The following is a 14,658-nucleotide window of genomic DNA, read 5'->3' as shown; positions in this document are numbered from 1 at the left end:
GCGGTTTGCACGCAACCGCCGCGCCGCTTTCCTTTGCTCGATATCAAGCCGGCTGCAATCCCCCCAGCAACTGCCTCACGCGCGACAGATCGCGATTGAGCGCGCCCGCGTCTTCGAACAGCTCCGCAAGCCAGTCGATAAACACGCGCACGCGCGGCGCAAGCTGACGCGACTTCACGAACGCGACCGACACCGGCGTCGGCAGCGGCTTCCACTGCGGCAAGACCTCGACCAGCGCGCCGCTGTCCAGATACTGCTGTGCGGCCAGCAGCGGCGGCTGCACGAGCCCGTAACCCTGCAAGCCGCAGGTGAGGTAGGCGAATTCGTCGGACACGTGCACGAAGCCGTCCACTTTCACCTTGGTCGGACTGCCGTCCACCTCGAAGTCGAACTCGTACGGACGCCCCGTGAGCGGCGACAGAAAATTCACCACGGGATGCTGCGCGAGTTCGTCGAGCGAGGCGGGCGCGCCATGACGCGCGAGATACGCGGGACTCGCGCAGGTCACGTGTTCGAGCAGGCCGAGCCGGCGCGCGGCAAAACCCGAATCCGGCAATTCGCCGAGCTGGATGCTGCAATCCACGCCTTCGCCGACCAGGTCGACGTTACGCAGACTCACGCCGATCACCAGACCGATCTGCGGATAACGCGCGTGGAATTCATCGAGCGCGGGCAGCACGATCGCATTGGCGATCAGCCCCGGCATTTCCACGCGCAAACGCCCGCCGATGGCATCGGGCGACTGACGCACGCTGGCTTCGGCGTCGTCGATATCGGCGAGGATTTGCGCGGCGCGTTCATAGTAAGCGGCGCCTTCCGGCGTGAGCGAAAGGCGGCGCGTGGTGCGCACGAGCAACTGCGTGCCCAGCAGCGCTTCGAGACTCTGCATGAGCGTGGTGGCGCTGGCGCGCGGCATGTCCAGCGACTGCGCGGCTTTGGTGAAGCTATTGGTGTCGACGATGCGCACGAACGTACGCATCGCCTGGATGCGGTCGATCACGGGCGAGCTCCTTCAATGACGGGCTTGAAAACTGAGCTAAAACGGCTGGAACGATTTCCGCGAAATTTCAACGCCATGCCGTGGAATGCCTCTGGGCATTCGCGCAAAACGGCGGAAAAGCGCTGAGCCGCGCTGCGTCGGGAAACGCTTCGCGACGCCGGCGTCTCGCGGAAAGCGACGCGCGGCAGCGGTGACCGTGGATGAACGGTTGGTGCTTCGTTGGAGGGCGGCGCACGCGGACGCCGGCTCGACTACAAGCGGTACTGCGCAGGGACTGCGGGAGGCCGCGAAGATCGGCCTCGAAGCGGGGGCTGGCGGGCCGTCCGGAATGGACGGCCCGGCGGGGCAAGGCGTTACGTCTTCGGTTGCGCGCTTACTTGCGCATCGAGTCGATATCGATCACGAAGCGGTACTTCACGTCGCTCTTGAGCATGCGCTCGTAGGCGTCGTTGATGTCCTGCATCTTGATCATTTCGATATCGGACGTGAGGCCATGCTTGCCGCAGAAGTCCAGCATTTCCTGGGTTTCCGCGATGCCACCGATCAGCGAACCCGCCAGACGGCGGCGCTTCATGATCAGGTTGAACACTTGCGGCGACGGGTGATCGTGCTCCGGCGCGCCGACCAGCGTGAGCGTGCCGTCGCGCTTGAGCAGTTCGATGAACGGGTTCAGATCGTGCTGCGCGGCCACCGTGTTGACGATCAGGTCGAAGCTGTTGGCGTGCTTCGCCATCTGCTCCGGGTCCTTCGAAATCACGACTTCGTCGGCGCCCAGGCGCAGACCGTCTTCGATCTTCGAAGGCGAGGTGGTGAACAGCACGACATGCGCGCCCATCGCGTGAGCGATCTTCACGCCCATGTGGCCAAGACCGCCGAGACCGACGATGCCGACCTTCTTGCCCGGGCCCGCGCCCCACGTGCGCAGCGGCGAATACGTGGTGATGCCGGCGCACAGCAGCGGCGCGGCCGCGGCGGCGTCGAGGTTGTCCGGCACGCGCAGCACGAAGGCTTCGTCGACCACGAGTTGCGTCGAATAACCGCCGAAGGTGACATCGCCGCTCACGCGGTCGTTGCCGTTATAGGTGCCGACGAAACCGTTTTCGCAATATTGCTCGAGACCTTCTTCGCAGCTCGAACAGGTGCGGCACGAATCGACGAGACAGCCCACGCCGACGAGGTCGCCCACCTTGTAGCGCGTCACGCCCTTGCCCACTTCCGCGACGCGGCCGACGATCTCGTGGCCCGGCACGACCGGGAACAGCGTGTTGCGCCATTCGTTGCGCGCCTGGTGCAGGTCGGAGTGACACACGCCGCAGAACTGCACGTCGATACGCACATCGAGTTCGCGCAGATCGCGGCGCTGGAATTCGAAGGGAGCGAGCGGCGAGGCAGCATCGCGAGCGGCATATCCGTAGGTCGGGTACATATCGTGTGACTCCTGAATCTGGGTTGCCTGAAAAACAGCGCGGAAAATTCACTACAAACGCAGCGCAAATACCGCAGCGCAACGCGTGGCGGCGCTGGACGGTTCGGGTGTTGCGGCAGGGTTCCCATCGTAAGGATCGGAGCCCACCCAGGGAATACCTGAATCTATCGAAGACTTGCCTGTTCCTCCTGGCGAACAGCGCAGTCGTGCATTCGGTGATAGATTGGCAAGCCTGTTTCTCCGCCTTTGCCGATGAATTTAGGGGCGCTTCTGTCATGAAAAACGCACACACCACCGACGCGCCGCTTGCGGCCAGCCCGGTCTCCACAGCAGTTTCCCTGCCCAGTCATCAACGCGATCCGGTCGCCGTCCAGAACGAAGACGCGATGCAGCGCCGTGTCGTCGATCTGCTGATGCAGCTCACGCAACGCGACGGCGCGCATCAAAGCGCCATCGAAGGCGTGCGCCTGTTTCGCGGCAGCCAGGCGCACCCGCGCCAGCCGGTGATGTACGAGCCGAGCATTTTTATCGTCTGTCAGGGCCGCAAGCGCGGCTTTCTCGGCGATCAGACCTTTATCTACGACGCGCAGCAATATCTGGTGCTGTCCGTGCCGCTGCCGTTCGAGTGCGAAACCGAGGCGACGCCGGAAAAGCCGCTGCTCGCGATTTCGGTGCGCGTCGATCTGACCATGGTCGCCGAATTGCTGATGGCGCTCGACGACACACGCGGCAGCGCCGTGGCGGAACCCGTGGGCATTTACGCCACGCCGCTCGACGCGCCGCTCTCGAACGCCGTGCTGCGCCTGCTCGAAGCGCTCGCGCAGCCGAGCGACGCGCGTATTCTCGGCCCGGCGATCGTGCGCGAGATCTGCTACCGCGTGCTGACGGGCGAGCAGGGCGACGCGATCCGCGCGGCGCTCACGCATCAGCATCACTTCGGCCGTATCGCCAAGGCGCTGCGCCGCATTCACGCCGATTACCGCGGCGTTCTGGATGTGGTGACGCTGGCCGCCGAAGCGGGCATGAGCCTCGCCGTGTTTCACGCGCACTTCAAGGCCGTCACGCAGACTTCGCCGATGCAGTACGTGAAGACCACGCGCCTGCACCACGCGCGCATTCTGATCGCGCACGACGGCATGAACGTGAGCGCGGCGGCCACGCGCGTGGGCTACGAAAGCGCCTCGCAGTTCAGCCGCGAATTCAAGCGCCTGTTCGGCTGCAGTCCCGCCGACGAAATGCGCCGCGCGCGCACCGCGGCCGAAGCCGCCGCGCCGCGCGTGGAAGTGGTGGCGCGTTACGCCACCGCCGCCTGAGCGTTCGCCGAATGCGCGCCAATAATTCGCATGACTGAGGATTGATGCCGATATGAACGCCAGCGTGCCCGCCGAAAAAATCCGCCTGCTTGTGCTGATTCCGCTCACCGAAGCCGACCTTGCCGCGCTGGCGCAGCATTTCGACGTGCACTACGCGCCCGACGCGACGCAGCGCGAAGCGGCGGTGGCGCAGTTGGGCGGCACGGTGCGTGCGGTCCTCACGAACGGCACCACGGGCCTGAGCGCCGCCGAAATCGACGCAATGCCCGCGCTCGAACTGGTGGCGGCGCTGGGCGCGGGTTACGAAAACATCGCGCTCGATCACGCGCGTTCGCGCGGCATTGCGCTGTGCAACGGCGCGGGTGTGAACGCCGATTGCGTCGCCGATCACGCCATGGCGCTGCTGCTCGCCGCCGTGCGTGCGGTGCCGCAATACGACGCCGCGTGCCGCGCGGGCGTCTGGCGCGACGCCTTGCCGATGCGGCCTACGCTCACGGGGCGGCGTCTGGGGATCGTCGGTTATGGGCATATCGGCGCGAAAATTGCGCGGCGCGCAGCGGGCTTCGATATGACGATCGGTTATCACAACCGCCGTCCGCGCGAAGATGCCAATGCGCGTTATTTCGATTCAATTCTCGCGCTCGCGCAGTGGAGCGATTGCCTCGTCATCGCGACGCCTGGCGGCGCGCTCACGCAGCATCTGGTCGATCGCGCGGTGCTCGATGCGCTCGGGCCAGAAGGTTTCCTCGTCAACGTTTCGCGTGGCAGCGTGGTGGATACGGCGGCGCTCGCTGCGGCGCTGACAGAAGGCGCGCTGGGCGGTGCGGGACTCGACGTCTACGAAGGCGAGCCGGAACCGCCGCAGGCGCTGATCGCGCTGCAAAACATCGTACTTACGCCGCACGTGGCGGGCACGTCGCCCGATGTGCGCGCGGCCACGGTGCGCAATTTCATCGACAACGCCACGCGCTGCTTTGCAGGCGAGGCCTTGCTCACGCCGCTTTAAGATCGCTTTAAAGCGCTTCCCGCCGCAACCGGCGCGCCGTTTTTTACCGCCATCGCCTGGCGTTTTCCCGCCCTGGACGGCGCTATGTACGGTGGGGCACGGCCGTGCGCGCGGCCATGCCGTATCATGGCGACCTGAGCGACCTGTACTCGATAGCCGCTTCGCCCGTTGCCTCGCGCGCCGCGCATGGACGGCCGACTTCCCCGCCCGGGAGCCGCGTTAATGCACACTTTGATCGAGGCTTTGCAAGGCACAGCAGATCTCGTAGTCAACCGTTTCTACGAGGAGCTGGCTCGCCTGCCCAAATCCCGGCGCATTCTGGAAATGCTGTCGGAGCACGAGCTCGCCCAGCTTAAATCGAAGCAGATCCAGAATCTCCTCGCCATTGCGCAGCCTGGATTGACCGCGAAGGCGCATGCCGACATGGCGATGCGCATCGGCCGCATTCACGCCATCGTCGGGCTCGACAAGGAAGAGCTGGTGCGCAGCCGCGGCATCCTGCAGGAACTGATTTTCAAACTGATCGGACGCAACGTGAGTAGCCAGGCGCTGGCTCTGTACGCGCGCCGCCTCACCTCCGATACTGCCTGGCAATTGAAAGCGTACCAATCCGTCGAAGACTCGCAGCAGGACGTACTTCAGCGCATCACGCGCATCGTCTGGGAAGCGGGCAGTTATACCCATTTCATCGATCAGGTCGTGGCGACGCTTGCCGCGCACGACGAAGTGACCGCCTGTGCGATCGGCCGCCCCGATGAAGCCGGCATGTTCCATTTCGAGGCCGGCACTGGCGGAACCGGCGGCAAGCACGGCGACGGCCTGCTCGACGTGCTGATGGCGCAGGGCCACGAGATCAGCGTGCGCGCCGATCATCCGCAGGGTCAGGGCGCCGTGGGGCGCGCATGGCGCAGCGGCAATCCCGAGCGCGTGGTCAATTATCAGACCGATCCGCTGGTGGCGCGCTGGCGCGATATCGCCGAACGCGAAGGACTGCGCTCGGCCGTGGCGCTGCCGCTGGCCGCGCCGGGACAGACGCCGATTGCGATCCTGATGCTTTACAGCGCGTATCCGGGCGGCTTCGTCGGGCCGGATCAGGTTGCCTTTGTCGAGCTGTTGCAGACGCTGCTGGGCTGCGCGGTGACGCGCCTGCAGACGCACGATGGCCTGCACGTGGCGGCAGTGCCGATGAGCGTGCGCCAGCATTGGGCCGCGCTCGTGCGCACCGGCGCGCTGGAAATGCACTATCAGCCGCTATTGAGTCTCGCGAGCGGCGAGTGCGGGAAGGTGGAAGCGCTCGCGCGGCTGCACGACGGCGAACGCCTGCTTACGCCCGATGAATTCCTCTTTGCGCTGGCCTCCGACGATCTGCTCGAACTGTTCGCGCGTGGCCTGCAGCAGGCGCTTGCCGATCGCGCGCGCTGGCTCGCAGCGGGCCACGATCTGGAGATGTCGATCAATCTGCCGCCGGCTGCGCTCAACGACATCCGCTATTTCGACGCGACGCGCGACATGCTGGCGGAGTATGCGTGCCCGAGCGGGCGCCTCACGCTGGAAGTTCTGGAGAACGAAGCGTTATCGCTCAATCAGGGACAGCGGGCGATCCTCGCGAAGTTTCGCGCCTTGGGCGTGCTGCTCGCGCAGGACGATCTCGGTTCGGGACATAGCGGGCTGACGCGGCTGCGCGAACTGCCGTTCGACTGGATCAAGATCGATCGCGAGATCGCGCATCTGGGCGGCGCGCGACTGGGCGGCGATGCCGCGCTCGACGCGCTGCGGGTGGTGTATCAGGTGACGCGGCTCGGGCATTCGCTCGGCAAACTGGTGCTGGCCGAAGGCGTCGATGCTGCGGATCTGCTCGAAGCGCTCGCGGTTCTGGGCGTGGATGGCGCGCAGGGTTATGTGATCGCGCGGCCGATGCCTGCGGGCGAACTGGCGGCGTGGATCGGCGGCAAGCCGCGCACGACCGATGCGGCGGCGGCGGCGAGCGTGCTGGCGCGGCTGGCGCGCTTCGTGGTGTGGGAGGAGCGCGTGCGCATGATCGCTACGACGCTGGGCGCGGCGCGCGATCTGCTGGCCGATTCCGCTGCGACGGCTGCACGCGATCCGCTGGTCGAAGCGCTGGTGGGTCTCGGCGATATTTTGCCTGCCGGTGCCACGCGCGATGCGATCCAGCGCGATCTGCTGCGCGCGTTGCCGGACGGACGCACGAGCGCCGCGTGGCAGCGCGCGCTCGCGCGCCTCATGCTGGCGATCGAGGCGGCGGCGCAGGAGGCGGGGGTGGCGGCGCATGTGCATTGAGCACCTCGCTCACCCACACGTCCCAATCTCCCCACATGCCGTACAAAAATCGCATCCGTCCTTGCGGATCACCGCATTCGCGCTGCACGAACCGCATTTACGCCCGAACATCGCATGAGGCGTGGCGAGCGTGGCATCGGCGGGCAGCGCATTCGGGCCGTCCAGCACCTGATCGCCGGCACGTGCCGACTCTTCGACTGTTTCCGCCAAACGCGTGGAAGAAACCGCCTCACGCTTTTGCGCCAGCAAGCGCGAAGGCACTTGCTTTCCCTCCGCATCGAGAAACCCGCGCCGATGCAGAATCTGCTGGATCGCATACGCAATCGCCGCGACTTCCGAGTCGTGCCACAAGGGCGTGCGCTTGCCGTCGAGCCGCTGCGTTTCGCCATAGCGCACCTGCCCGCGATCCCACGACACCTTGCGCAGATCCTGCAGGTTGCGCGCGACAAAACCGCCGCGCGCGGCCAGCGACAGCGAACGCATGGTCGCGGTGATCCACTGCTGCGATTCGTCGCGCTGGCCCACGGGGATGAAGAATTCGATCGGCCGCTCGATCGTCACGGTTTCGCCGCCCACCTGGCCGGTCACTTCGAGAAACGATACCGCCACGTAAAGCGACACCTTGCCCGTCTGCGTCAGATATTCGATTTTCTCGATCACGGCGGGTAACTCGCCCTTGGGCCGATGATCGATCGCCACGCGCAGCGGATCGAGCAGCGCGTCGCTTTGCGCATCGGCGGGCGTGTTCTCGTTCGTGGGCAACACTTGCAGCACCGCGCCCAGCGTCTCGTTCGGCCGATACGTCGCGAGCCCCTTGAGCCCGCGCCGCCACGCGTCCAGATAGAGATTCTCGAAGGCCTCGAACGGATAGTCGGCGGGCACGTTCACCGTTTTCGAAATCGAGGTATCGACGAAAGGCTGCACCGCTGCCATCATCGCCACGTGTTCCTGAGCGCTCATCTGCAGCGCGTTGACGAAATAGTCGGGCAGGGCGTTCACGTCGCCGCCCATCGTGCGATAGAGGCGCCACGCATGATCTTCCACGGCGAAGGTTTCGCGGCTGCCGTCGGCCATGCGGCGCGTGCGCTGGTAAGTCCACGAGAAGGCCGGCTCGATGCCGTTCGAGACGTTGTCGGCGAAAGCGAGGCTCACCGTGCCCGTCGGCGCGATCGAGAGCAGATGGCTGTTGCGGATGCCGTGCTGGCGAATCGCCGCCTGCAGATCCTCGGGCAAGCGCGAGGCGAAGGTGCCGGGCGCGAGATAGGTATTCGCGTCGAAGAGCGTAAACGCGCCGCGCTCGCGCGCGAGTTCGACCGACGCGCGATAGGCCGCGTCGCGCATCGTGCGGCCCACGCGCGCGCCGAATGCACAGCCTTCTTCCGAGTTATATCGGATACCTAACATAACCAGCGTATCGCCCAGGCCCGTAAATCCGACGCCGATGCGCCGCTTGGCTATCGCTTCCGCATGCTGTTCGGGCAAAGGCCAGAGCGTGACGTCGAGCACATCGTCGAGAAAGCGCACCTGTGTGGTTGTGCGTGCAACCAGTCCTTCCCAGTCGAACGAAGCGGCGACATTTTTCCCGCCGCGCAATGAAGCGAACGGTTCGCGCACGAAACGCGTGAGATCGAGCGGCCCGAGATTGCAGCAGCCGTAAGCTGGCAAGGGCTGCTCGCCGCACGGATTGGTCGCGCGGATACGCTCGACGGCGCGCAGATTGTTGTCCTCGTTCATGCGCGAGATGAACACCACGCCCGGCTCGGCGATATCGTAAGTCGAGCGCATGATCGTGTCCCAGATCGCGCGCGCGCGTTTCTCCGCGTAGATCCAGAAGCCGTCTTCGCGTTGGCGCAGATCGCCTGCCGCGCGCAGCGCGGGCGAGGGTTCGGCGCGATGGACCAGTTGCCAGATGTCGTCGTTTTCGACGGCGCGCATGAAGGCGTCGGTCACCGCCACGGAGACGTTGAAGTTGTTCCAGCGTCCCTTCGAGTGCTTGGCTTCGATGAATTCGGGCAGGTCCGGGTGATCGCAATCGAGCACGGCCATCTGCGCGCCGCGCCGCGCGCCCGCGCTTTCGACGGTGCGGCACGAGGCGTCGAACACGTCGATGTAGCTGCACGGCCCGGATGCGCTCGATCCCGTCGAATGCACCAGCGCGCCGTGCGGCCGGATCGCCGAGAAGTTGTAGCCCACGCCGCCGCCGCGCCGCATGGTTTCGGCGGCCTGCAGCAGCGCCACGTAGATGCCGGGGCGGCCTTCGTCGTCCACGTCCTGGATGCTGTCGCCCACGGGCTGCACGAAGCAGTTGATCAGCGTGGCTTCGATGCCGGTGCCCGCCGCGCTCATGATGCGTCCCGCGCCCAGGGCGCCGTGCCGCAGGTTATCGACGAAGCGCGCCTCGATTTCCGCACGCAGCGCGGGCGGCTCGGCCTGCGCGATGCCGTGGGCGACGCGCCGATAGATGTCGTCGGCGCTGCGTTCGTCGCCCTTCGCGTACTTTTCCAGCATCACATCGAGCGAGAAAGGCTGCGCGTCGGGGCGCGGGATCGTTGAGTCGGACTGCGGACGCGAATGTTCTGCCATGGCCGGTTCCTTGCGATCGGGTCGTGCTGCGTTAGCTCAGAGTAGCGCAGAGGCAGCGCGCGTGCCCGCACATTTGCCGAAGCCCGCATCGGCGCAATGGGTAAACTGGCCGCGCCGCTTGGCATGAGCGCTTTGCACGAATTCCGGGTCAGGAGGAGGGGACATGAACGACCACGCGCCCAGCGTCGTCTACCGCGACCGCGTGCGCGCCGAATGGGTCGATTACAACGGCCATCTGCGCGACGCTTTTTATATGCTGATCTACAGCCTGGCGACCGATGCGCTGCTCGACGCGATCGGGCTCGACGCCGCGCAGCGCGAGGCGCGCGGCCGGTCGATGTACACGGTGGAAGCGCACGTGAACTATTTGCGCGAGGTTCGGGAGGGCACGCCGCTGCGGGTGGAGGTGCGGGTGCTGGAGCACGACGCGAAGCGCGTGCGGGTCTATCTGGAGATGTTTGCCGACGATCGCGAAGCAGGCGATGAAGCGGCGCCGGTCTGCGCGAGCGAGCAGCTTTTGCTGCATGTGGACCCGAAGATCCCGCGCGCCGTGCCGTTCGATCCCGACGTGCTCGCGCGCGTGGCTGCGCTGGGCGAAGCGTCCGCAGGCATGACGGCGCGCTATGCCGGGCGCTCGATTTCGCTCGACGCGGTGCGGCAGGCGCTGGGCTGGCAGGTCACCGGCTGAAGCCGCCTGGGCTGTGGCGGTGGCCTTCGAGCGGCTGAAGCGCAGGGAGTCGTCCGTGGTCGCCTTGAGGCGCTTGCGATCGTCTGGATCGCGATTATTACGGGAATCTCACCTAATCGCTCAGTCGCTATCTGGCCAGAATGTGCCGGAATGTTGCCGTGCTGGTGCCGTCTTGAGACGGTATGGAGCGCTCTTGAACGCGTCAGGCTGCTTCGCTGTACGGCACGTTGGCGACCAGATCGCAGAACACTTCGGCTGCGATCATCACCGACGCGTTCAGCGGCGCAGGGCGCTCGGCCGGTTTGAACACAGCGTCGCCGCGGCGGATCTTGCGGCGCGACACGGCGCAGGTGCCCGACGTATGCGCCGAGCGGCGGCGCCAGCGCTGCTCGCCATAATGACAGCGGCCGGGTTCCACCCAGCGGATCACGAGCGCGGAATCCGTTTGTTCGAGGATTTCGATGCGTTCACCGTTGGCTCCGTCAAGCGCGAGGCACGCTTTTTTCTTCATTGTCGGCTCCGTAAGTGGGGTTGCCGCGAATGTATTCCTCTAAAGCGTCAAGTGCCATTGTGTCGCCGTTGAAACACCATTCCAAAAACGGCAACAATCGATCTGGCACATATACGGGTTAACGAAGGAATGCGGGTTTGCGGGCGATCGAAGGCCGACCCTGCGAATTTGTGCAACGCAGTGTTGTGCGAGGCGCGACATGAAAATCGGCCTGTAAGGCGGGATGGGAGCGGGGTTGGAACGCTGAAAGGCGATGCGAATCAGATGGAAAGCTGCCGTAAGGCCTGGTACTTGCTTCGCGTTTCCGGTCTGTCGCCCTTATGCTGGCGGCTTGGATGGCAGCGGTTTTGCTGCGCCGCACTGGCTGTCTTGTCGAATTTTCACGAGGTTACATGATTCATCGTCCGCCTGCTCCGAACTCCGCAAACGAGCAAAAACTTCAGCGCGCCGCGTCGGCTGCGCTGTACGCCGTGCTCGTCCTGATCGCGCTGTGGGTCGTGCGCGAATTCCTGCCCGCCGTCGCGTGGGCGAGCGTGCTCGCCATCGTGCTCTGGCCGGCCTATCAGGCCATCGAGCGGCACAGCCTGTTCCGCGGCCGTACGACGTGGCTGGCGACCGTTCTGACGGTCGCTGTCGCCTTGCTGGTCGTGTTGCCGATCGCGCTTTCGGCGATCCAGGCCGGCGGCGAGGCGCACGATCTCTACCAGTGGGTGCGCACGGCGCAGGAGAACGGCGTGCCGGTGCCCGATTTCGTCGCGCATCTGCCGTTCGGCAGCCGCCAGGTCAACGACTGGTGGCAGGCCAATCTGACGCAACCGCTCAAGGCTTCGCCGGCGATGAAAAACCTGCACGGCGACGCCATCGTCACGTTCGGGCGGCATTTCGGCGCGCGCGCGGTCCATGCGTCGATGACCTTCGGCTTCATGCTGGTGACGCTGTTCGTGATCCTGCAGGCGGGGCCGAAGCTCTCCGGCACGGTGATGCGCGGCGCGCGCCGCGCGTTCGGCGCCGATGGCGCGCAATTGCTCCAGCGCATGGCCGCCGCCGTGCGCGCGACAGTGACGGGGCTCGTGGTGGTCGGGCTGGGCGAGGGCGTGCTGCTCGGCATCGCGTACCTGTTCGCGGGCGTGCCGCACGCGGCGTTGCTCGGCACCGTCACGGCCATCGCGGCGATGCTGCCGTTCTGCGCGCCGCTGGTGTTCTGCGGCGCGGCGCTGTGGCTGGCGGCGCAGGGCGCGGTGGTGGGCGCCGTGGCCGTGGCGGTGACGGGCCTCGTGGTGGTGTTCGTCGCCGAGCATTTCGTGCGGCCCGTGCTGATCGGCAACTCGACGCGTCTGCCCTTCCTGCTCGTGCTGTTCGGCATCCTGGGCGGCGCGACCACGTTTGGCCTGATCGGCATCTTTATCGGCCCCGCGCTGATGACGGTGCTGATGGTGCTGTGGGCGAACTGGGCGGAATAAGGCTCGATGCGCCGCAAGGCGCGTTCAGCGCACGCAGGCGAGCGTGTACTTGAGCGCGGCGGGCAGCAGTTCGCGCCAGACCGGCCAGACATGCCCGCCATCGACGATGCGCAGGGCCGCCGGATTGCCCGCCTCGCGCAGACGCGTGTAGAGCAGCGACGATTCGGCCTGGATCACGAGGTCGTCGTCGCCCGAGGCGATGAAGAAGGGCACGCGCCACGGACGGCCGAAATAGCCGCTCCACTGCGCCGGATAGTTGAGCGTGCGCCAGATGTGCGAGTCGAACTGATGCTCGCCGAACACGCCCACGCGGCGCGCCGACGAAGCCGGCGGCGGATCGCCCGAGTAGATCGCGGGCGAGAGCAGCATCGTCCCGCAGAACATATCGGGATGCTCCAGCGTATAGCGCAGCGCGCCGAAGCCGCCCATCGACACGCCGCCGATCGCGCGGCCGTCGCGCGTATCGTCGACGGCGAAGTGCGACTCGATCTCGGGCATCAGGTCCGAGAAAAACGCCGTCTCCATCTTTTCCTTGCGATCGACGTACCAGTCGGTGCCGCCTTGCGGCATCACGATCACGACGGGCGGAATCTCGTGATGGGCGATCAGCGCGTCGGCGGCGTTCTGCAGCGCGCCTTGCGTGACCCAGTCCATCGGCTCGCCGTTGTTGCCGTGCAGGAGGTAGAGCACGGGATAGCGCGGGCCGTCGGCGCGATAGCCGGTGGGCAGATAGATCACGTAGGGCCAGTCGCGCTCGAGCGCGTTGGCGTGGAAGGTGCGCGAGGCGATCGTGCTGGCGGCGGCGGGGTGTGCGGCGCTCGCCAGGGCTACCAGGGCGGCCAAGGCTGCAAAAGCGGGGCGCAGGACGTTAAGCGAGGCGTTCAGCAGGACACTCGGCAGGGCGGCGAGCGGCGCGGTGCGTGGAAGTCTGCGCATGGCAGGTAAGCCAGTTCGGAAGCGGGATTCTGGAGGCGCGCCAGCCTGGCGCGCCGGTGGCGTGGGCCGTCATCCTAGCAGCGACGCGTGACGCCAGGAAGTGGGGCCACTGCGGGGGCCACTGCGGGGGCCACTGCTGTGGCCACTGCCGTGTGGCCGCGATCGCCGTTGCCAGCGCCGCCGTGCGGCGCGGCGGCGTTCAGGCCGATGCCTTGGCGCGCGACGGCAGCAGACGCTTGAGCGGATCGGACGCGCGCGCGACGACAAACAGCGCGGTCAGCGCGATGGCGTCGGCGGCCAGACCGGCGGGGATGTCGAGATAGCCGTCCGTGTACCAGTAGAGCACCGAATCGACGGTCAGCGAGATCACGGCGCCCGCCACGAACGAGAGCATGCCCTTGCGGCCGACGAGGCCGATCCACGGCAGCGCAACCGCCAGTTTCTTCGCCCAGCCCAGCCGGATCGCGTGCGCGGTGAGCCATGCGATGCCGAAGAAGTTGAGCGCGCGGAACCACGCGAGATTGCGCTTGAAGTCGGCGTCGAGTGCCGTGTTGCCCAGATGCAGGCGATAGATCGCGGCCGCGGCGACCACGGCGAGCGCGAGCATCGTCACGATCGCACCGAACTTCGGCCGCGCCGTGACGCTCTGGAACACCGGCTGCGCCTGCGCGATCACGCCGCCCACGAACAGCAGTTGCCAGGCGAAGGGATTGAAGTCCCAGTTGACGTCGTCGACGTGCGGGAGATACGGCGCGAGATGCGGCGCCACGCCCCACAGCGCGAGGCTGAACGCGGCCAGCAGCCACGGACGCGAGCGCGCGAGCGGCAAGGCAAGCGGCGCGGCCAGCGCGAAGCACGCGTACATCGGCAGCACGCCGGCCAGATACGGCTGGCGGCGCAGCAGCACGATGTCGCGCAGCGCGGATGCGGGCGCGAGCGTGAGGTCGTCGAGATCGGTGGTGGCGAGATTCGGCGCATCCACGTTGCAGGCGACGAGGATCGCCGTGACCAGCAGCATGAGCAGCGCGGTGATGACGAAGGCGCGATAGATCTCGAACGCGCGCTTGATGAAGCGCTGGCGCGCGGCGGCTTCGGTGCGGCGCGCGCAGAGCGCGGCCCAGGCCGTGGCCGTGGCGAAGCCGCCGAGGAACACGAACACTTCGGCGGCGTCGCACAGCGCGTAGGCGTGCAGCGTAGCGCGCGACAGAATGCTGCCGCCGATGTGGTCGACAACGATGATTAGCAGGACGAGCCCGCGAAAGAAGTCGAGCTCGAGAAGACGATTGGATGACTGTGACATGGGTTCGGCGCTGCCCGGCTGGCACGCCGTCTGGCGCGCACGGCCGGGTTGGCGCATGCAAAAAACTGCTGCGAGGGCCCGCTGCCGGAGCGAAGGCTCGACGGCGGCGGCTGCGCCAGGCAGCGTGAAAAAGTCGG

General features: G+C 66.3%; 11 protein-coding genes. 5 read left to right on the top strand and 6 right to left on the bottom strand.

Annotated features, from left to right (window positions below; genetic code table 11):
• Positions 1 to 43 precede the first annotated feature (43 nt).
• Positions 44 to 1,000, bottom strand: a complete 957-nt coding sequence (locus U5A67_RS07935; protein ID WP_321813626.1) for a LysR family transcriptional regulator — start codon at positions 998 to 1,000, stop codon at positions 44 to 46.
• Between the two features lie 373 nt (positions 1,001 to 1,373).
• Complete coding sequence (locus U5A67_RS07930; protein WP_205987102.1) at positions 1,374 to 2,426, bottom strand: NAD(P)-dependent alcohol dehydrogenase; 1,053 nt, start codon at positions 2,424 to 2,426, stop codon at positions 1,374 to 1,376.
• A 413-nt stretch (positions 2,427 to 2,839) separates the two neighbouring features.
• On the opposite strand from U5A67_RS07930, the gene U5A67_RS07925 reads away from it, so the two are divergent.
• The 3 genes from U5A67_RS07925 to U5A67_RS07915 all read left to right on the top strand — a co-directional run bounded on the left by U5A67_RS07925 (position 2,840) and on the right by U5A67_RS07915 (position 7,043).
• Positions 2,840 to 3,739 (top strand): AraC family transcriptional regulator, encoded by a 900-nt coding sequence (locus tag U5A67_RS07925; RefSeq protein WP_415767796.1) that lies wholly within the window; start codon positions 2,840 to 2,842, stop codon positions 3,737 to 3,739.
• Between the two features lie 52 nt (positions 3,740 to 3,791).
• A complete protein-coding gene (locus U5A67_RS07920; RefSeq protein WP_321813625.1) occupies positions 3,792 to 4,745 on the top strand; it encodes a 2-hydroxyacid dehydrogenase in 954 nt (317 codons plus the stop codon).
• A 222-nt stretch (positions 4,746 to 4,967) separates the two neighbouring features.
• Positions 4,968 to 7,043 (top strand): EAL domain-containing protein, encoded by a 2,076-nt coding sequence (locus tag U5A67_RS07915; protein ID WP_321813624.1) that lies wholly within the window; start codon positions 4,968 to 4,970, stop codon positions 7,041 to 7,043.
• A 9-nt stretch (positions 7,044 to 7,052) separates the two neighbouring features.
• Here the strand turns inward: U5A67_RS07915 and U5A67_RS07910 are convergent, their stop codons facing one another.
• Positions 7,053 to 9,626, bottom strand: a complete 2,574-nt coding sequence (locus U5A67_RS07910) for an adenosylcobalamin-dependent ribonucleoside-diphosphate reductase (protein WP_321813623.1) — start codon at positions 9,624 to 9,626, stop codon at positions 7,053 to 7,055.
• 163 nt (positions 9,627 to 9,789) lie between these two features.
• Here U5A67_RS07910 and U5A67_RS07905 point away from each other — a divergent pair, with 163 nt between their 5' ends.
• Positions 9,790 to 10,314: a thioesterase family protein gene (locus tag U5A67_RS07905; protein WP_321813622.1), complete on the top strand. Its 525-nt coding sequence runs from the start codon at positions 9,790 to 9,792 to the stop codon at positions 10,312 to 10,314.
• A gap of 202 nt (positions 10,315 to 10,516) precedes the next feature.
• On the opposite strand, the gene U5A67_RS07900 is transcribed toward U5A67_RS07905, so the two are convergent.
• Positions 10,517 to 10,825 (bottom strand): DUF3331 domain-containing protein, encoded by a 309-nt coding sequence (locus tag U5A67_RS07900; RefSeq protein ID WP_205987096.1) that lies wholly within the window; start codon positions 10,823 to 10,825, stop codon positions 10,517 to 10,519.
• 392 nt (positions 10,826 to 11,217) lie between these two features.
• On the opposite strand from U5A67_RS07900, the gene U5A67_RS07895 reads away from it, so the two are divergent.
• The gene (locus U5A67_RS07895; protein WP_321813621.1) at positions 11,218 to 12,285 is read left to right on the top strand and encodes an AI-2E family transporter; all 1,068 of its coding nucleotides are present in this window, start codon (positions 11,218 to 11,220) and stop codon (positions 12,283 to 12,285) included.
• A gap of 24 nt (positions 12,286 to 12,309) precedes the next feature.
• Here the strand turns inward: U5A67_RS07895 and U5A67_RS07890 are convergent, their stop codons facing one another.
• Positions 12,310 to 13,221 (bottom strand): alpha/beta hydrolase, encoded by a 912-nt coding sequence (locus U5A67_RS07890; RefSeq protein WP_321813620.1) that lies wholly within the window; start codon positions 13,219 to 13,221, stop codon positions 12,310 to 12,312.
• Between the two features lie 199 nt (positions 13,222 to 13,420).
• Entirely contained in the window at positions 13,421 to 14,521 is a 1,101-nt protein-coding gene (locus U5A67_RS07885; RefSeq protein ID WP_321813619.1) for an OpgC domain-containing protein, read from the bottom strand.
• Positions 14,522 to 14,658 lie beyond the last annotated feature (137 nt).

It is taken from the genome of Paraburkholderia sp. J69-1, from assembly GCF_905220255.1.
GTDB lineage: Bacteria > Pseudomonadota > Gammaproteobacteria > Burkholderiales > Burkholderiaceae > Paraburkholderia.
This window is presented reverse-complemented; position numbering and strand designations above follow the sequence as displayed.